The organism is Pseudomonas sp. NLJ1 (assembly GCF_049486705.1).
GTDB lineage: Bacteria > Pseudomonadota > Gammaproteobacteria > Pseudomonadales > Pseudomonadaceae > Aquipseudomonas > Aquipseudomonas inefficax.
On sequence record NZ_CP137735.1, the window covers coordinates 1,359,082 to 1,375,503 of the forward strand.

15 protein-coding genes, 1 tRNA gene and 1 pseudogene are annotated in these 16,422 nt (G+C 62.9%); 7 read left to right on the plus strand and 10 right to left on the minus strand.

The window, feature by feature from the left end:
• Window positions 1–3 precede the first annotated feature (3 nt).
• Window positions 4–891, minus strand: coding sequence for a 4-hydroxy-tetrahydrodipicolinate synthase (dapA, locus tag R9B85_RS06020; protein WP_207876952.1), 888 nt, complete (start codon window positions 889–891; stop codon window positions 4–6).
• A 259-nt stretch (window positions 892–1,150) separates the two neighbouring features.
• Here dapA and R9B85_RS06025 point away from each other — a divergent pair, with 259 nt between their 5' ends.
• Together R9B85_RS06025 and R9B85_RS06030 are read left to right on the plus strand one after the other, a co-directional pair.
• Window positions 1,151–1,711: a glycine cleavage system protein R gene (locus R9B85_RS06025; RefSeq protein WP_013973793.1), complete on the plus strand. Its 561-nt coding sequence runs from the start codon at window positions 1,151–1,153 to the stop codon at window positions 1,709–1,711.
• Window positions 1,712–1,722: 11 nt separating this feature from the next.
• Window positions 1,723–2,196, plus strand: coding sequence for a peroxiredoxin (locus R9B85_RS06030; RefSeq protein WP_013973794.1), 474 nt, complete (start codon window positions 1,723–1,725; stop codon window positions 2,194–2,196).
• A gap of 118 nt (window positions 2,197–2,314) precedes the next feature.
• On the opposite strand, the gene R9B85_RS06035 is transcribed toward R9B85_RS06030, so the two are convergent.
• Both R9B85_RS06035 and R9B85_RS06040 read right to left on the minus strand, forming a co-directional pair.
• Window positions 2,315–3,385 (minus strand): AI-2E family transporter, encoded by a 1,071-nt coding sequence (locus tag R9B85_RS06035; protein WP_112254222.1) that lies wholly within the window; start codon window positions 3,383–3,385, stop codon window positions 2,315–2,317.
• 19 nt (window positions 3,386–3,404) lie between these two features.
• On the minus strand, window positions 3,405–3,644 hold the full coding sequence (locus tag R9B85_RS06040; RefSeq protein ID WP_008097503.1) for a sulfurtransferase TusA family protein: 240 nt from the start codon (window positions 3,642–3,644) through the stop codon (window positions 3,405–3,407).
• 123 nt (window positions 3,645–3,767) lie between these two features.
• Here R9B85_RS06040 and R9B85_RS06045 point away from each other — a divergent pair, with 123 nt between their 5' ends.
• Entirely contained in the window at window positions 3,768–5,204 is a 1,437-nt protein-coding gene (locus tag R9B85_RS06045; RefSeq protein ID WP_112254223.1) for a M48 family metalloprotease, read from the plus strand.
• A 109-nt stretch (window positions 5,205–5,313) separates the two neighbouring features.
• Here the strand turns inward: R9B85_RS06045 and nadA are convergent, their stop codons facing one another.
• Both nadA and R9B85_RS06055 read right to left on the minus strand, forming a co-directional pair.
• Complete coding sequence (nadA, locus tag R9B85_RS06050) at window positions 5,314–6,372, minus strand: quinolinate synthase NadA (RefSeq protein ID WP_112254224.1); 1,059 nt, start codon at window positions 6,370–6,372, stop codon at window positions 5,314–5,316.
• 278 nt (window positions 6,373–6,650) lie between these two features.
• On the minus strand, window positions 6,651–8,159 hold the full coding sequence (locus R9B85_RS06055) for a YdgA family protein (protein ID WP_112254225.1): 1,509 nt from the start codon (window positions 8,157–8,159) through the stop codon (window positions 6,651–6,653).
• A 446-nt stretch (window positions 8,160–8,605) separates the two neighbouring features.
• Between R9B85_RS06055 and R9B85_RS06060 the strand changes: the two genes are divergently transcribed.
• The 4 genes and pseudogenes from R9B85_RS06060 to R9B85_RS06075 all read left to right on the plus strand — a co-directional run bounded on the left by R9B85_RS06060 (window position 8,606) and on the right by R9B85_RS06075 (window position 13,208).
• Window positions 8,606–9,958, plus strand: a complete 1,353-nt coding sequence (locus R9B85_RS06060) for an APC family permease (protein WP_112254226.1) — start codon at window positions 8,606–8,608, stop codon at window positions 9,956–9,958.
• 299 nt (window positions 9,959–10,257) lie between these two features.
• Window positions 10,258–11,244, plus strand: a pseudogene (locus tag R9B85_RS06065) (HAMP domain-containing protein); the annotation flags it as partial.
• Window positions 11,245–11,346: 102 nt separating this feature from the next.
• The gene (locus R9B85_RS06070; RefSeq protein ID WP_370290640.1) at window positions 11,347–12,102 is read left to right on the plus strand and encodes a methyl-accepting chemotaxis protein; all 756 of its coding nucleotides are present in this window, start codon (window positions 11,347–11,349) and stop codon (window positions 12,100–12,102) included.
• A gap of 146 nt (window positions 12,103–12,248) precedes the next feature.
• Window positions 12,249–13,208, plus strand: a complete 960-nt coding sequence (locus tag R9B85_RS06075) for a cation diffusion facilitator family transporter (RefSeq protein WP_112254228.1) — start codon at window positions 12,249–12,251, stop codon at window positions 13,206–13,208.
• Window positions 13,209–13,441: 233 nt separating this feature from the next.
• Here R9B85_RS06075 and R9B85_RS06080 read toward each other — a convergent pair.
• From R9B85_RS06080 to pal, 5 genes are all read right to left on the minus strand, one after another.
• A tRNA-Lys gene (locus R9B85_RS06080) sits at window positions 13,442–13,517 on the minus strand.
• Window positions 13,518–13,577: 60 nt separating this feature from the next.
• Window positions 13,578–14,252 (minus strand): 7-cyano-7-deazaguanine synthase QueC, encoded by a 675-nt coding sequence (queC, locus tag R9B85_RS06085; RefSeq protein WP_133974768.1) that lies wholly within the window; start codon window positions 14,250–14,252, stop codon window positions 13,578–13,580.
• Window positions 14,253–14,269: 17 nt separating this feature from the next.
• Window positions 14,270–14,917 carry a 7-carboxy-7-deazaguanine synthase QueE gene (gene queE, locus R9B85_RS06090; protein WP_112254230.1) on the minus strand — a complete coding sequence of 216 codons (648 nt, stop codon included), beginning with the start codon at window positions 14,915–14,917 and terminating at the stop codon, window positions 14,270–14,272.
• 160 nt (window positions 14,918–15,077) lie between these two features.
• Window positions 15,078–15,884 (minus strand): tol-pal system protein YbgF, encoded by an 807-nt coding sequence (gene ybgF, locus R9B85_RS06095; RefSeq protein WP_112254231.1) that lies wholly within the window; start codon window positions 15,882–15,884, stop codon window positions 15,078–15,080.
• Between the two features lie 6 nt (window positions 15,885–15,890).
• Window positions 15,891–16,391 (minus strand): peptidoglycan-associated lipoprotein Pal, encoded by a 501-nt coding sequence (pal, locus tag R9B85_RS06100; protein WP_012273762.1) that lies wholly within the window; start codon window positions 16,389–16,391, stop codon window positions 15,891–15,893.
• Window positions 16,392–16,422: the final 31 nt, after the last annotated feature.

Below are 16,422 nucleotides of genomic sequence, written 5' to 3' on the forward strand. Positions count from 1 at the left end.
CTCTTAAACCAGTACGCCGGACTGGCGCAAGGCAGTACGGACTTTTTCGTGGCAGCCTTCGCTCAGCCAGGTCAGCGGCAGGCGAATGCCCTTTTGCATCAGGCCCATTTCGACGAGCGCCCATTTCACCGGGATCGGGTTGGCTTCGCAGAACAGGTCTTTGTGCAGCGGCATGAGTTTTTCGTTGATTGCGCGGGCCTTCTCGGCATTGCCCGCAAGGGCGGCCTCGCACAGGTCGGCCATTTCGCGCGGGGCGACGTTGGCAGTGACGGAGATGTTGCCCTTGCCGCCCATGAGGATCAGTTCGACGGCAGTCGGGTCGTCGCCGGACAGGACGATGAAGTCGCTGTCGACGCCATCGAGGATCGCCTTGGCGCGTACCAGGTCGCCGGTGGCTTCCTTGATACCGATGATGTTGTTGACCTTCGACAGGCGGATCACGGTATCGGCCTGCATGTCGCAGGAGGTGCGGCCAGGTACGTTATAGAGGATCTGCGGGATGTCGACGGCTTCGGCAATGTGCTTGAAGTGCTGGTACAGGCCTTCTTGCGTCGGCTTGTTGTAGTACGGCACCACCAGCAGGCAGGCGTCGGCGCCGGCATTCTTGGCGTTCTGGGTCAGGTGCACGGCTTCGGCAGTGGAGTTGGCACCGGTGCCGGCGATGACCGGGATCGGCTTGTTGCTGCGCTTGACGCGCTCGACCACGTGCTTGATGACCAGGATGTGTTCTTCGACATCCAGCGTGGCCGACTCACCGGTGGTGCCGACAGCGACGATCGCATGAGTGCCGTTTTCCAGATGGAAGTCTACAAGTTTGTCGAGGCTGCCCCAGTCCACACGCCCTTGTGCATCCATGGGTGTGACCAATGCCACCATACTGCCCGCAATCATGTAACTGCTCCTGCCGGAAAAAGAGAGCGGTAATGGTACTGGGGGCATCGGCCTTGCACAAGCGAAGCAGGCAGGCGGAGCATTCCCCTCGGCGGCTTATTTCGCTACCCTTGATGCTTTGATCGGTGCAGCGCGGCCCGCCGGGCCGTCGACCTTGCTCCCCGCCAGCGTCCACGACCTCGCATGCGAGCCCCGGGCCCTGCCGACAGGAGGCTTTCGCCCGTCCTGTGCCGACCGCTCATCGCTTTAGGAATGCTGCATGTCCACCCCCACCGTCCGCGAACAATTCCTTGTCATCAGTGCCCTGGGCCCCAACCCCATGGAGCTGGCCAACGTGCTCAGCCGCGCTGCCTTCGAAAACCGCTGCGCGGTGGTCACCTCGCGCCTGAGCCGCCACGGCGAGACCAGCGCCCTGGTACTGCAGGTAGGCGGCAGCTGGGACGCCCTGGCGCGCCTCGAAGCCATGCTGCCGGGCCTGGGCAAGAAGCACGGCCTGACCCTGGACGTGGTGCGCAGCGCCGACCAGGAAGTGCGCCCGCAGGCCCTGCCCTACGTGGCCTACGTCAGCGCCGCCTACCGCCCGGACATCATCAACGAGCTGTGCCAGTTCTTCCTCGACCACCGCGTCGAGCTGGAAGCCATGACCTGCGATACCTACCTGGCGCCGCAGACCGGCAGCAGCATGCTCAATGCACAGTTCACCGTGATTCTGCCGGCCGGCACCCAGATCAGCTGGCTGCGTGACCAGTTCCTGGACTTTGCCGATGCCCTGAACCTCGATGCGCTGATCGAGCCATGGCGTCCACAGAACCCAATGTAAGGAAACCGACCATGGCTGTAGCACTCGACCAACCCGTTGCCGACTTCCAGGCCCAGGCCACCAGCGGGCAAACCGTCAGCCTGGCCGAGCTCAAGGGCCGGCAAGTGGTGGTGTACTTCTACCCGAAGGACAGTACCCCGGGCTGCACCACCGAGGGCCAGGGCTTCCGTGACCAGCATGACGCCTTTGCCGCGGCCAACACCGTGGTGTTCGGCGTGTCGCGCGATGGCATCAAGTCGCACGAGAACTTCAAGGCCAAGCAAGGCTTCCCGTTCGAGCTGATCAGCGACAAGGACGAAGCCCTGTGCCAACTGTTCGACGTGATCAAGCTGAAGAAGCTGTATGGCAAGGAATACATGGGCGTTGACCGCAGCACCTTCCTGATCGACAAGGACGGTGTGCTGCGCCAGGAATGGCGTGGGGTGAAGGTGCCCGGGCATGTGGATGCCGTATTGGCTGCTGCTCAGGCCCTGAACAAGGCTTGAGATTGTATGGGGGCGCTTTGCGCCCCTTTCGCGACACAAGGCCGCTCCTACAGGGAATCGCGTTCCCTTGTAGGAACGGTCTTGCGTCGCGATGGGCCGCAAAGCGGCCCCAGTTACATCAAAGCATCGGTGAAACGCTAGGCTCCTGCCGCGGCCAGGCATCCAGCACGGCCTTGATCAAGGTCGCCAGCGGGATCGCAAAGAAGATCCCCCAGAACCCCCACAACCCGCCAAACAGCAGCACCGCGCAGATGATCGCCACCGGGTGCAAGCTGACCGCCTCGGAGAACAGCAGCGGCACCAGCACGTTGCCGTCCAGCGCCTGGATGATCGCGTACACCGTCATCAGGTAGATGAACTGGTCGCCCCAGCCCCACTGGAACAGCGCTATCAAGGTCACCGGCACCGTGACCACAACCGCGCCCACGTAAGGCACCACCACCGACAGCCCGACCAGCAGCGCCAGCAGTGCCGCGTAGTTGAGCCCCAGGCTGATGAAGGCTATGTAGGTGGCAATGCCGCAGATCAGGATCTCGATGCCCTTGCCGCGAATGTAGTTGGCGATCTGCCGGTTCATCTCGCTGCCCAGCCGGTTCAGCAGGGTGCGCTGGCGTGGCAGGTAACCGCTGACCCAACGGCCAATCAGTTCGCGGTCCTTGAGAAAGAAAAACACAAGGATCGGCACCAGCACCAGGTAGATCATGGCGTTGACCAGCAGCGGCAGGCTCGATAACGAAAAGGTCAGTGCCCACTGGCCGAACTTGCCGATTTCCCCGCGCACCGACTCGATGGCATGCAGCACCTGCTCGTCCGACACCAGGTGCGGGTAGCGCTCAGGCAACAGCAACAGCAACGACTGCCATTTGCCGAGCATGCCCGGCAGTTCGTTGAACAGGGTGATCAACTGGTGCCACAGCAACGGCACCAGTACCAGCATGAACACCGCCAGCGCGCCCATGAACAGGGCGAACACCAGCAGCACCGCCAACCGGGTCGGCACCCGTACACGCTCCAGGGCGTTGACCAGCCCCTGCATCAGAAACGCCAGCACCATGCCCGCCAGCACCGGCGCAAGCATGCCACCCAGGGTGAGTACCGCAGTAAAAGCCAGGAACAACAGAACCGCCAGCACCACCGCTTCCTCATCGGAGAAGTAGCGCTGCATCCAGTCGCGAAGCACTTTGAACATTGACGATCCTTGGAAAGACTCAGGCCTTGCGCAGCCAGTAAGTGTAGGTGCCGGCCTCGGCCGTTTCCCGCAGCAGGGTATGACCTGCCAGCTGGGCGAAAGTGCGGAAGTCGCGCTGGGAACCGGCGTCGGTGGCGATTACCTTGAGCACCGCGCCGCTGGCCAGGCGGTTGAGCTCCATCTTTGCCTTCAGCAGCGGCAAAGGGCAATTCAGCCCGCTGGCGTCCAGTTCGGCGTCACAGGTCAGGGTGTCACTCATTGCGGGGCTCTCCAAAAGGCATTGCCAGGCTGTATCTGGATTTGGCCGGCTAGGATAGCGCCACTGGTCGCCAACGTGTGAGCCCGCTACAGTAGGTATCTTTGACCGACGCGAGCTTCATGCATGAATCTACTGCGCCCTACCCTGCTGACGCTGGCCTGCCTGTTGGCCCTTCCAGGCCACGCTGACGACCTGCCATCACTGGGAGATGCCAGTTCCGCGATCGTCTCGCCGCAACAGGAGCACCAGCTCGGCCGTGCCTGGCTGAGCCTGCTGCGTGGCCAGGTCAACCAGCTCAACGACCCGCAGCTCAAGGACTACGTCGAAACCAGCGTGTACCGCCTGGCCGAAACCAGCCAACTGCAGGACCGCCGCCTGGAATTCATCCTCATCGACAGCCGTGAGCTCAACGCCTTTGCCGCCCCGGGCGGCATCGTCGGGGTCAACGGCGGGCTGTTCCTCAACGCCCAGACCGAAGGCGAGTACGCCTCGGTACTGGCCCACGAACTGGCGCACTTGTCGCAGCGCCACTTTGCCCGTGGCGTCGAGGCCCAGCAGCGCATGCAGCTGCCGATGATGGCGGCGCTGCTGGCCGGTATCGTGCTGGCCGCCGGTGGCGGCGGTGATGCCGGTATCGGTGTGATCGCCGGTACCCAGGCGGCGGCGATCCAGGAACAGCGGCGTTTCTCGCGGCAGAACGAACAGGAAGCCGACCGCATCGGCATCCAGAACCTGGAAAAGGCCGGCTACGATCCGCGCAACATGCCGACCATGTTCGAACGCCTGGCCCGGCAATACCGCTACGACGCCAAGCCGCCGGAGTTCCTGTTGACTCACCCGGTGACCGAGTCGCGTATCGCCGACACCCGCAACCGTGCCGAGCAGGCCCCCAAGGGCGGCGTCGAGGACAGCATGCGCTACCAGCTGATCCGCGCCCGGGTGGCACTGACCTACGAAGGCACCCCAGGGCTGGCGGCCAAGCGCTTCCGCGCCCAGTTGGACGAAGACCCCAAGCTGGACGCAGCACGCTACGGCCTGGCACTGGCGCAGATCAAGGGCGGCCAACTGAACGAAGCACGTGAACTGCTCAAGCCGCTGCTGGCCAAGGCGCCCAACGACATTACCTACAACCTGGCGCAGATCGACCTGGACATCACCAACAACCGCCTGGCCGACGCGCAGCAGCGCGCCGAACGCATGCAGGGGTTGTACCCGGGCAATTACCCGCTGAAGCAGGTGCGTGCCGACCTGCTGGTGAAGCAGAACAAGCCCGCCGAGGCGGAAAAGGTGCTGAACGAACTGGTGAAGAGCCGGCCGGATGACCCGGACGTGTGGTACGACATGGCCGAAGTGCGTGGCCTTTCGGGAAATACCATTGGCTTGCACCGGGCGCGGGCCGAGTATTTCACCCTGGTGGGCGATTTCGACCAGGCGATCCAGCAGCTGGATTACGCCAAGCGCCGATCGGGTGGCAACTTCCCGCTGGCAGCACAGATTGACCAGCGCCAGCGCGAGATCATGGAGCAGCGGCGCATGGTTCAGGAAATGATGGGGCGTTGAGGACCTCTTCGCGGGTGAACCCGCTCCCACAGGGACCGCACCGCTTGCAAAGGCGATGCAGTACCTGTGGGAGCGGGCGTGCCCGCGAAGAAAGCGACGCGGTATATCGTCAGGCGTTCCCGGACAACTTCAGGCGCGCGGCCTGGGTAAAGTCCAGCATCCGGTTCAACGGTTTGATCGCCTTGGGCACCAGCGCCGGGTCGACAAAAATCTCGTTCGTGCCGTTACGCAGGCAATCCAGCACACGTTCCAGGGTGTTCATCGCCATCCAAGGGCAGTGCGCGCAGCTGCGGCATGCCGCGCCGTTACCGGCGGTGGGGGCTTCGACGAACTCCTTGTCCGGGCACAGCTGCTGCATCTTGTAGAAGATGCCGCGGTCGGTGGCGACGATGAAGGTCTTGTTCGGCAGGGTCTGGGCAGCCTTGATCAGCTGGCTGGTGGAGCCCACCGCGTCGGCCAGCTCGATCACCGCTTCTGGCGACTCGGGGTGCACCAGAATCGCCGCATCCGGGTACAGCGCCTTCATGTCGGCCAGCTGGCGCGACTTGAACTCTTCGTGAACGATGCAGGCACCGTCCCACAGCAGCATGTCGGCACCGGTCTGCTTCTGGATATAACGCCCCAGATGCTGGTCCGGGCCCCAGATGATGGTTTCGCCGTTGTCCATCAGGCTCTCGACGATTTCCAGCGCGCAGCTCGAGGTCACCACCCAGTCGGCACGGGCCTTCACGGCAGCGGAAGTGTTGGCGTAGACCACCACGGTACGCTCGGGATGCTGGTCGCAGAACGCCGAGAACTCGTCCACCGGGCAGCCCAGGTCGAGCGAGCAGGTGGCCTCCAGGGTCGGCATCAGCACGCGCTTTTCCGGGGTGAGAATTTTTGCGGTCTCGCCCATGAAACGCACACCAGCAACGATCACGGTTTCGGCCGGGTGGTTCTTGCCGAAGCGGGCCATTTCCAGCGAGTCGGACACGCAGCCGCCAGTCTCCTCGGCAAGCGCCTGGATGACCGGGTCGCAGTAATAGTGGGCGACCAGCACGGCGTTCTGGGCCTTGAGCTCGGCAGCAATGGCCGCACGGTATTCGGCCTCCTGCTCGGCTGTCAGCGGGTTTGGCTGCTTGGCGTCGAGGTGGGCCTGAACCAACAGGCGTTCGGAAATCTGGGTCATGATCGCTGGACCTGCAGGCGCGTGCGCGCGTCGAATCGAGTGTATCACCCGGCCCTGACAGATCGGCTAAGGGCGCCGGACGGCTCGCAGGCCGCCACGGCCCTCTGCGGGCGCGGATTATTATCGGAGGCCGAAGGCTACAGACAATCCGGCGATTTCTAAAGTGGTTTTTGTGTTGCCTGTGCTGGCCCTTTCGCGGGCGCGCCCGCTCCCACAGGAATTGGGCAGACCCTGTGGGAGCGGGTTTACCCGCGAAGAGGCCGGTACAGGAGAAACGATCAGCCCTGCGGCGAGAGTGCCGCCAGGTGCGCCGCGATGAGCATGGCGAACTCTTCCACGGTCATCTTCTTGCCATTGAAGTCGACCATGCCATCGGCATAGTGCAGGCTGCTCACCACATCATTGCCCTGCACGGTGGCCATGCCGCTCTGCAGCGCCATCATGCCGACCATTTCCCCGGCCTGGCTCGATTGCATGGCAATGGCCTGGGCGTCGGTCTGGCCATCCAGCAGTGCCTGCAAGGTTGCCAGGTCACCGATCATCGGCTTGGACAACGACAGCTTGCTCTTCACCTCGGTGATCAATTGTTTGCTCAACTGGTCTGGCGGCAGGTCGAAGCTGGCCGGGGCGGCGAAGCCCATCGACAGGTCAAAGCGGCTTTCGCCATTGGCGGTCCTGAACGACAGGTTTTCCACCGCCACCCGGGGCTTGGCAGCCAGCAGTTTCTGCAGCTCGCCCTGGAACCTGGCCTTCTCCTCGTCGTTCATCTGGATTTCCGGCACCGGCTGGCCAGCGGCAGCGGCGGCCTCGAATTCCGGCAGGTGCGCCTGGTACCAGGTCGACAGCGCCTGTAGCGCCGGCGCGTTGACCGAAGTGATGCTCACCGCCATCTGCGCCTTGCCCACGGCACGGCCATCCCAGGTGATATCCCCGACCTTGTACTCCACGCGACCACCCACGGTATCCGGGCCGTCAAGGGTTTGCAGGGCGTTCTGCTCCAATGCCTTGATTACCAGCACCTGTTGTTTGGGCCCAAGGGTGACCTTGGTTTCGGCCAGCGCCAGGTCGACGTTACCCACATAGATGGCCTCGTGCGCGGTGGCCGCCAACTGGCCGCCGACTTTCAGGCCGTTGAGCTCGAAGGTGGCAGGCGGCTGGTCATCGCGTACCAGTTTCATCACGAACCGGTCGGCCTGGCCCTGGAAGTTCGAGGCCTTGCCTTCCTGGTCACCGCTGACCTGCAGTTGCATGCCCGAGAAGTCGAGGCTGTTGCCATCCGCTTCGTCGAGCTTGACCGGTGCCAGCCGTACCTGGCTGACCACATTACCGTCGTAGCCCAGGCTGGTCTGAGCGCTGACCGGGGCTTGCTCGCCCGCTGCGGCGAACCACGGTGCGGTGGTGTCGTCCTTCTGCAGCGTGCTGTTGCTGACTGCCAGCACCGGCATCAGCTTCAATGCCTTTACCCGTGACCAGGGAAACGGGCCGTGCTCGATCTGGTCGGTCACGCCCACGTCGAAATTCACCACTTCGCCTTCGCCCAGGTTGATATCGCGGGCCTTGAGCCGGTACTGGGCGGTACTGCTGAAGAAATGCTGCTCCAGCGACACCCGTTCGATGCTCATGCTGCCACCGGTGCTCACCAGGGCCTTCTTGAGTTCCGCGTTGCTGCGGACCAGGGCGTTGTCCAGCTCTGCTGGCAGCTGCTTGCCGGTGTACCAGGCGCCAGCGGTGGTTGCGACGGCGATGGCGATAGCCAGGCCGGAAAGGATGCCAACTGATTTCTTCATGAATAGAACCGATTGCTGTCCATAAGGGCTTCGTAGGCGGCCAAGGGCCACACGGGACGCCAAGAGTACCACCGCAGCCCAGCCCTGGCGCTGGCCAGGCTCAAGAAATCCCGTTTTTGGGAAGCGCCTGACACGCCCTCCAAGGCAGACGGGCATACGTTAATTTTTGCGAACACTAAAATTGATCAAAACCGCAAAAAAACGCGCAAAAACCGAACAAAACCCCACTTTAATCGATAAATATTTCAATCTGGCAACATCTTGTCATGTTTAACTTGACACTCAGCTACCCATCGTTTTTTATTTTCACCACTTTGCGCGCTCTCCCGCGTCCCCGCTGCTCCAACAATAAAAGGTGAACAACATGGAGCCCACCCGCTCGCCCTTGCCGCATGCGCAGTACACCGTGCCCGCCGTTTACGCCCAGCCGCAGGAGCCATGCCAGCATGCAGCCTGACCACAGCGCCTCCGGCAACGGCCAACTCCGTAAAACCCTGCGTCTGTGGCACGTGATCATCATCGGCTTGGCCTACCTGACCCCGATGACCGTGTTCGACACCTTCGGCATCGTTTCCGGGATAACTGCCGGCCACGTACCCAGCGCCTACATCCTGGCGCTGGCCGGGATCCTGTTCACCGCCGTGAGCTACGGCACCCTGGTAAGACGCTTCCCGCAGTCGGGCTCGGCCTACACCTACACCCAACGGGCGATCAACCCGCACGTGGGCTTCCTGGTCGGCTGGTCGTCGCTGCTGGACTACCTGCTGCTGCCAATGGTCAACGCGCTGCTGGCCAAGCTGTACCTTTCGGCCATGTTCCCAGAAGTACCGGAGTGGATGTGGGTGGCCGGCTTCGTCACCTTGATCAGCCTGATCAACATGCGCAGTGTGAACCTGGTGGCGCACTTCAACCTGCTTTTCGTGGCCGTGCAGGTGGCGATCATCGCCGTGTTCATCTACCTGTGCGTACGCGGCCTGGACCAAGGTGAAGGGCTGGGTACCGCCTGGAGCCTGCTGCCGTTCGCCGACGACCAGACTCAGTTCAGCGCCCTGGCCGCCGGTGCGACCATCCTGTGCTTCTCGTTCCTCGGTTTCGACGCTGTCACCTGCCTGTCCGAAGAAACCCACAACCCGAGCAAGACCATCCCACGGGCGATCTTCCTCACCGCACTGATCGGCGGCGTGGTGTTCATCACTGTGTCGTATTTCATCCAGGCTTACTTCCCGACCATGGCGCGCTTCCATGACCATGAAGCGGCACTGCCCGAAATCGCCCTGTACGTCGGCGGCAAGCTGTTCCAGTCGATCTTCATCGCCTGCACCGTGATCAACACCATCGCCTCGGGCCTGGCTTCGCAGACCAGCGTGTCGCGCCTGCTGTACGTGATGGGCCGTGACAACGTGCTGCCGGCCAGCCTGTTCGCCCGCCTGCACTCGCGCTACAAGACGCCAGTGCTGAATATCGCGGTGGTGGGGCTGATTTCGCTGTCGGCGATCTTCTTCGACCTGGTCACCGCCACCTCGATCATCAACTTCGGTGCGCTGGTCGCGTTCAGCTTCGTCAACCTGTCGGTCATCAACCACTGCTACCTGCGCGAAGGCAAGCGGCAAGGCCTGGCCAACCAGCTAAAGTACCTGGTGCTGCCGACCATCGGCTTCTGCATCATCGTCTCGCTGTGGCTGGACCTGAATGCCCACTCGCTGATGTTCGGTGGCGTCTGGGCTGTGCTCGGCTTGCTCTACCTGGCCTGGCTGACCAAGGCTTTCAGGAACGCGCCGCCCAACTACGTCGCTGAATGACCGTCGCTGAATGACCCATGCTGCCGACAACGCCCGCGCCTGATCGCGGGCGTTGCATTTGATCGAAAAGGAAAGCCCTCATGCCGCTGCGTCGCCTCTCCATCCAATGGAAGATCACCCTGCTCGCCGGCCTCTGCCTGCTGGCCATCGTCGCCCTGCTGGTAACCACATCGCTGGCCCAGGCGCGGCGCAGCGCGGCGTTGGTCAACCAGGCCAACACCGAAATGCTCGACAGCAGCGCACGCCTGCGCCTGGAGGCCCATGCCGAAACCCAGGCCCTGCGCATTCAGCGCTATTTCATGGACGCCTACCAGTACGGCAATGGCTTTGCCCGCCTGGTGCAGGTGCTCAAGGCCCGTGGCGGCAACGACCTGCGCGCCGAGCTGACGCGCCAGGCCCGTGCCAGCCTGGCTGGCAACCCGGATGTGATCGGCCTGTACCTGGTATTCCAGCCCAACGCTCTGGACCCGGACAGCCAGTACCTCGGCCAGGATGCCATGGGCAGCAACGAGGCCGGGCGTTTCTCGCTGTACTGGTCACAACCCAGCCCCGGCACCCTGGAGCTTGAAGCCATGCCGGAATCGATGCTCGGTGACGCCAGCATCGGCAGCAACGGCGCGGCGAAGAACCGTTGGCTGACCTGTCCGCAGGACACCGCCAGAACCTGCATGCTCGAGCCATACCTCGACGAAGTGAATGGCCGACAGGTGCTGATGACCAGCATCGCGCTGCCGCTGCTGGAGCACGGCAAGGTGGTCGGCGTGGTCGGCCTGGACATCGGCCTTTCCAACCTACAGCAGTTGAGCCTGGACGGCCGCCGGGAGCTGTTCGACGGCCAGGGCCAGGCCAGCATCGCCAGCGCGGCCGGCCTGCTGGCCGGCAATAGCCGCGACGACAGCAAGCTGGGCGAGCCGATGGACAAGACGGTAGCCGGCGGCCTGCTGCGGGTTGCCCACCCGTTCACGCCAATCCCTGACGCCGCCCCTTGGCAGGTATTGCTGGAACTGCCGGAAAGCGTGCTGCAGGCGCCTGCCGTAGCCCTCAACCAGCGCCTGGACACGCACAACCACAGCGCCAACCTCACCAGCCTGCTGGTTGGTCTGGGCGCTGCGGTAGTCGGCTTGCTGCTGGTGTGGCTGACCGCGCGCGGTGTGACCCGGCCAATCCTGGCCGTGGCCGCGCGCCTGGAAGACATCGCCAGCGGCGAAGGCGACCTCACCCGCCGCCTGGACTACGCCCGCCAGGACGAACTGGGCCAGCTTACCGGTTGGTTCAACCGCTTTCTCGACAAGCTGCAGCCGGTCATAGCCCAGGTCAAAGGCTCGCTGCGGGAGGCACGCAGCACTGCCGACCAGTCGGCAGCCATCGCCAGCCAGACCAGCAACGGCATGCAGCAACAGCACCGCGAAATCGAACAGGTGGCCACCGCCGCCAATGAGATGAGTGCCACCGCCCTGGATGTCGCCCACAACGCCTCGCAGGCGGCCCAGGCCGCACGCGCTGCCGACCAGGCCAGCCGCGAGGGCCTGCAACTGATCGACAGCACCCGGCAGGGCATCGACCGCCTGAATGCCGGCATGAACGCTGCCATGGACGAGGCGCACGCGCTGGAAGGCCGCAGCGGGCAGATCGGTTCGGTACTGGAAGTGATCCGCACCATTGCCGAGCAAACCAACCTGCTGGCGCTCAACGCCGCCATCGAAGCTGCCCGCGCAGGCGAAGCCGGGCGTGGTTTTGCCGTAGTGGCCGATGAAGTGCGCGGCTTGGCCCAGCGTACCCAGGTGTCGGTGGAGGAAATTCGCCAGGTCATCGAAGGTTTGCAGCAAGGCACCCAGGATGTGGTGGGCGCAATGCACGAAGGCCGGCGTCAGGCCCAGGACAGCGCCGCGCGGATGGAGCAGGCGGTGCCAGCCTTGCAACGTATTGGCGAGGCAGTGGCGGTGATCAGCGACATGAATCTGCAGATTGCCTCGGCAGCCGAAGAGCAGAGCGCCGTGGCAGAGGAGGTAAACCGCAATGTGGCCGGCATTCGCGATGTGACCGAATCGCTGGCCGGCCAGGCAGACGAGTCGGCGCGGATCAGCCAGGCCCTGAACCGGCTGGCCAACCAGCAGCAGGCGTTGATGGAGCAGTTCCGCGTCTAGCCTGTCAGGGCCTCTTCGCGGGTAAACCCGCTCCCACAAGGTCGGCGCCGCCTTCAAGGTCAGAGCATAAAGCTGTGGGAGCGGGTTTACCCGCGAAGAGGCCAGCACATACAACACAGCAGCAGGGCTATTTACCGAGCACAATCATGCAAACCCCAACCAGATCTTCCTTCTTTGACATCACCAGCGAACAGGGCCTGCTACGCACCTCGATCGCTGTCACCCTGTTCATCGCCGTCATCGGCATCGCCTTCGGCCTGGCGTCTGGCTCGTTCTCCATCGTGTTCGACGGCGTCTATTCGCTGGTCGATGCCAGCATGAGCGGGCTGTCACTGGTGGTGGTCAGGCTGATTACCGCGCACACCACCAGCGTGCAGATGTCACGCAAGCTGCGCGAGCGCTTCACCATGGGCTTCTGGCACCTGGAGCCGATGGTGCTGGCCCTCAACGGCATCCTGCTCAGCGGCGTGGCCATCTATGCGCTGATTAACGCCGTCAGCAGCCTGCTGCAAGGCGGGCGCCACCTGGAGTTCGGTATCGCCATGGTCTACGCGGTGCTGACCGTGATCGCCTGCGTGACCATTGCCATTGTCGAGGCCCGTGCCAACCGCAAGCTGGGCTCGGATTTCGTGCGCATGGACGTCAAGGGCTGGGTGATGTCGGCCAGCATCACCGCTGCGCTGTTGATCGCCTTCTGCTTTGGATATGCGGTGCAGGGCACGTCGCTGGAGTGGGTGTCGCCGTACATCGACCCAGCGGTGCTGGCGCTGGTCTGCCTGGTGATAGTGCCGTTGCCGATGTCGGTGGTGCGCCAGGCTCTTTCGGAAATCTTCCTGGTGACCCCCGGCGACCTCAAGCTGCACGTGGATGAAGTCGCCAAGGCCTTCGTTGCACGCCATGGATTGCAGTCGTACCGCGCCTATGTGGCCAAGGTCGGGCGCTCGCGGGAGATCGAACTGTATTTCATCGTACCCAAGGCCATGGCCGCGAAAACCATCGATGAATGGGATGCGTGGCGCAACGAGATCGGTGATGCCGTGGGGGGTGAAGGGCCGGACCGCTGGCTGACGGTGGTGTTTACCGGGGATCCGGAGTGGGCTGAATAAGCCATCTGGAGTCTGCGCAGCCCCTGTAGGAGCGGCCTTGCGTCGCGATCGGGCTGCGCAGCAGCCCCAGCAATTTGTGCATTTTTGCTGAAACCCTGGGGCTGCTGCGCAGCCCGATCGCGACGCAAGGCCGCTCCTACAAGCGATCGCGCAAACCGAGCAATAAAACTCGGCCAACGGAAAACGAAAAAGCCCGCCACCGTTGCCGGTAGCGGGCTTTGACGTACTGAGTATGGTGGGTCGTGTAGGATTCGAACCTACGACCAATTGGTTAAAAGCCAACTGCTCTACCAACTGAGCTAACGACCCGTTGGATGGCGCGTATAATACTGATTTCTAACGGGAAATCAACACCCCATCAAACTTTTTTCAAAAGTATCGCGTCGGGTCTTCGACACCAGCTGCCTTGAAGCCGTCGGCACGCAGGCGGCAGCTGTCGCATTTGCCGCAGGCGCGGCCGTCATCGTCGGCCTGGTAGCAGGAAACGGTCAGGCTGTAATCCACGCCGCGAGCCATGCCAGCCTGTACGATCTGCGCCTTGCTCATGTTCTGCAGCGGCGCCTGAATACGGAAGCCCTGCCCTTCGACGCCGGCCTTGGTCGCCAGATTAGCCATGCGCTCGAAGGCTTCGACGAACTCCGGGCGGCAATCGGGGTAGCCGGAGTAATCAACGGCATTGACGCCAATGAAGATGTCGCGAGCTTCCAGCACCTCTGCCCAGCCCAGGGCCAGGGACAGGAACACAGTGTTGCGCGCCGGCACGTAGGTAACCGGGATGCCTTCACCTGGGGCTTCCGGCACATCGATGCTGCTGTCGGTCAACGCCGAACCGCCGATGCCGTCCAGGTTCAGGCCAATCACCTTGTGCTCGACCACGCCCAGGTCGCGGGCAACGCGGGCGGCGGCGTCAAGTTCGGCGCGGTGGCGCTGACCGTAGTCGAAACTCATGGTGTAGCAGCTGTAGCCTTCGGCCTTGGCCATGGCGACCACGGTGGCCGAGTCCAGGCCGCCGGACAACAGGATTACTGCGCGTTTGTCGGTCATGTGTGCTTGCTCCTCAATCAACGTCCGGGTTCGTCGTTCCACAGCAGCTTGTGCAACTGCAGCTGGAAGCGTACGGGCAGGTTGTCGGCGACGATCCAGTCCGCCAGGTCGCTGGCGTTCACCTGGTGGTGGCTGGGCGAGAACAACACCTCGCCAGCACGCTCGGCCAGGTTGTACTGGATCAGCTTGGAGACCGCCCAGTCGTAGTCCTCACGGGAACAGATGACGAACTTGACCTGATCGTTGCGGGTCAGCTGCTCGATGTTCTCGTAGCGGTTACGGTGCGATTCCTCGGAGCCTGGGGTCTTCAGGTCGACCACGCGGCTGACGCGGGTGTCCGTGCCGGCAATATCCAATGCGCCGCTGGTCTCCAGCGAAACCTCGTAACCGGCGTCACACAGCCGCTGCAGCAGCGCCAAGGCGTTGGGCTGGGCCAATGGCTCGCCACCAGTGACGCAGACGTAGCGCGGCTTGAAGCCGGCGACCTGCTCGAGGATCGAATCGAGGGTGCGAACGGTACCGCCACTGAAGGCATAGGCACTGTCACAGTACTGGCAGCGCAGGGGGCAACCGGTGAGGCGCACGAATACCGTGGGCAACCCAGCCGTTCGCGTTTCACCCTGCAAGGAGTAAAAGACTTCGGTAATGCGTAATGTGTCTTGCATGCTCGCCACGGGCGTGACAGCTAAACAGGCTGCCCGCCTCCGTCAGGCACTGCTGCGGACTCGACATAGCGTTATCCGCAGCAGCGTGTTTACGAAAAAAGGGCAGTGATTCTAACGAAAAAACCCGCGACAGGCGCGGGTTTCTTTCAAACGGTGCTACTTAGAGCTTCTGCAGGTCACGCTGAGCCAGTTGCGCGGCCGAGGTGCCGGGATACTGGGTGATGACCTGCTGCAGGATACCCTTGACCTTGTCGGTGTGGCCCATGCGGCGCTCGACGTCGGCCAGCTTGTACAGCGAATCCGGCACCTTACTGTGCTTCGGATACTTCTGGCTGACCTGGGCGAAGGCCTGGCTGGCGGCCGGCAGGTCGCCCTTGGCCAGGTTCACTTCACCCAGCCAGTACTGGGCATTGCCGGCGTACTGGCTGTTGGGGTACTTGCGCAGGAAGGCGTTGAACGCCTGGCTGGCCTTGTCGAAGTCTTTCTGCTTGATCAGGTCGAAAGCGGCATCGTAGTAGAGCTTTTCTTTCGCCGGATCACCGGGCTCGCTACTGGCGGCCGGTTGTTGCGCAGCAGCACCTGCTGCTGCATCGGGGGCGGTACCGGATGCACCACCACCGGAGGAATTGTCAGGGGTCGCGGCAGGCGCGGCGCCACTGTTGATGCGACGGTCCAGGTCCTGGTAACGCTCCAGGTTTTCCTGCTTCATGCGCGACACATCGTTCTGCAGCTCTTCGATGATGCCTTGCTGGCGGGAAAGCTGATCCTGCATCTGTTGCAGCTGCATGAACAGCTGGCCCTGTGCAGAGGCAGGGGCCGAAGCCCCTGACCCGGCATAGGCGCCGCTCGTGCCATAACCCGCAGGCGGATAGCTGCCTGCGTTGTCATCTACTACAGGGACCTCAGCCCAGGCCGCGAGCGGCAGGCTGAGTGCGAGGACGGTTACTACACGGCGGCACATACGCATGAGAACTTACTTACGCAGTTCTACGCGACGGTTCTGAGCCCAGGACTGCTCGTCGTTGCCGGTGGCAACTGGACGCTCTTCGCCGTAGGAAACCAGTTCCAGCTGAGCAGGGGAAACGCCCTGCAGAACCAGGTAGCGCTGAACGGCTTTCGCACGACGCTCACCCAGAGCCATGTTGTACTCGCGGGTGCCGCGCTCGTCGGTGTTGCCTTCCAGAACAACGCGGTTGCCGTTGGACTTCAGGTCCTTGGCGTGAACGTCCAGAGCGCGCATGGCTTCTGGCTTCAGGTCCGAGCTGTCGTATTCGAAGTAGAAGGTGGTGATTGCGCGCAGGGCAGCTTCTTCGCTCAGGGAGCCGTCAACAGCACCAGTGTTGGCACCGTAGCCAGCGTTCGGGTCTACAGCAGCGCCTTCGCCTGCGTTGTCACCGCCCTTCGAGGAGCAACCTACAGCTACGGCCATGGCCAGAGCCAGCGCAGCAAATTTACCAAACTTCAGCATTTCCATCGTGAAACTCCTAATGAAACCCCAGTGTGTT

Bases quoted from the DNA above. Each gene is read 5' to 3' on its own strand.
- R9B85_RS06035 (WP_112254222.1), bottom strand. From the start codon at position 3,385: ATGTTCAAAGTGCTTCGCGACTGGATGCAGCGCTACTTCTCCGATGAG.
- R9B85_RS06060 (WP_112254226.1), top strand. From the start codon at position 8,606: ATGCAGCCTGACCACAGCGCCTCCGGCAACGGCCAACTCCGTAAAACC.
- R9B85_RS06025 (WP_013973793.1), top strand. From the start codon at position 1,151: ATGTCCACCCCCACCGTCCGCGAACAATTCCTTGTCATCAGTGCCCTG.
- dapA (WP_207876952.1), bottom strand. From the start codon at position 891: ATGATTGCGGGCAGTATGGTGGCATTGGTCACACCCATGGATGCACAA.
- R9B85_RS06040 (WP_008097503.1), bottom strand. From the start codon at position 3,644: ATGAGTGACACCCTGACCTGTGACGCCGAACTGGACGCCAGCGGGCTG.
- pal (WP_012273762.1), bottom strand. From the start codon at position 16,391: ATGGAAATGCTGAAGTTTGGTAAATTTGCTGCGCTGGCTCTGGCCATG.
- R9B85_RS06045 (WP_112254223.1), top strand. From the start codon at position 3,768: ATGAATCTACTGCGCCCTACCCTGCTGACGCTGGCCTGCCTGTTGGCC.
- R9B85_RS06075 (WP_112254228.1), top strand. From the start codon at position 12,249: ATGCAAACCCCAACCAGATCTTCCTTCTTTGACATCACCAGCGAACAG.
- ybgF (WP_112254231.1), bottom strand. From the start codon at position 15,884: ATGCGTATGTGCCGCCGTGTAGTAACCGTCCTCGCACTCAGCCTGCCG.
- queC (WP_133974768.1), bottom strand. From the start codon at position 14,252: ATGACCGACAAACGCGCAGTAATCCTGTTGTCCGGCGGCCTGGACTCG.
- R9B85_RS06070 (WP_370290640.1), top strand. From the start codon at position 11,347: ATGCAGCAACAGCACCGCGAAATCGAACAGGTGGCCACCGCCGCCAAT.
- R9B85_RS06055 (WP_112254225.1), bottom strand. From the start codon at position 8,159: ATGAAGAAATCAGTTGGCATCCTTTCCGGCCTGGCTATCGCCATCGCC.
- nadA (WP_112254224.1), bottom strand. From the start codon at position 6,372: ATGACCCAGATTTCCGAACGCCTGTTGGTTCAGGCCCACCTCGACGCC.
- R9B85_RS06030 (WP_013973794.1), top strand. From the start codon at position 1,723: ATGGCTGTAGCACTCGACCAACCCGTTGCCGACTTCCAGGCCCAGGCC.
- queE (WP_112254230.1), bottom strand. From the start codon at position 14,917: ATGCAAGACACATTACGCATTACCGAAGTCTTTTACTCCTTGCAGGGT.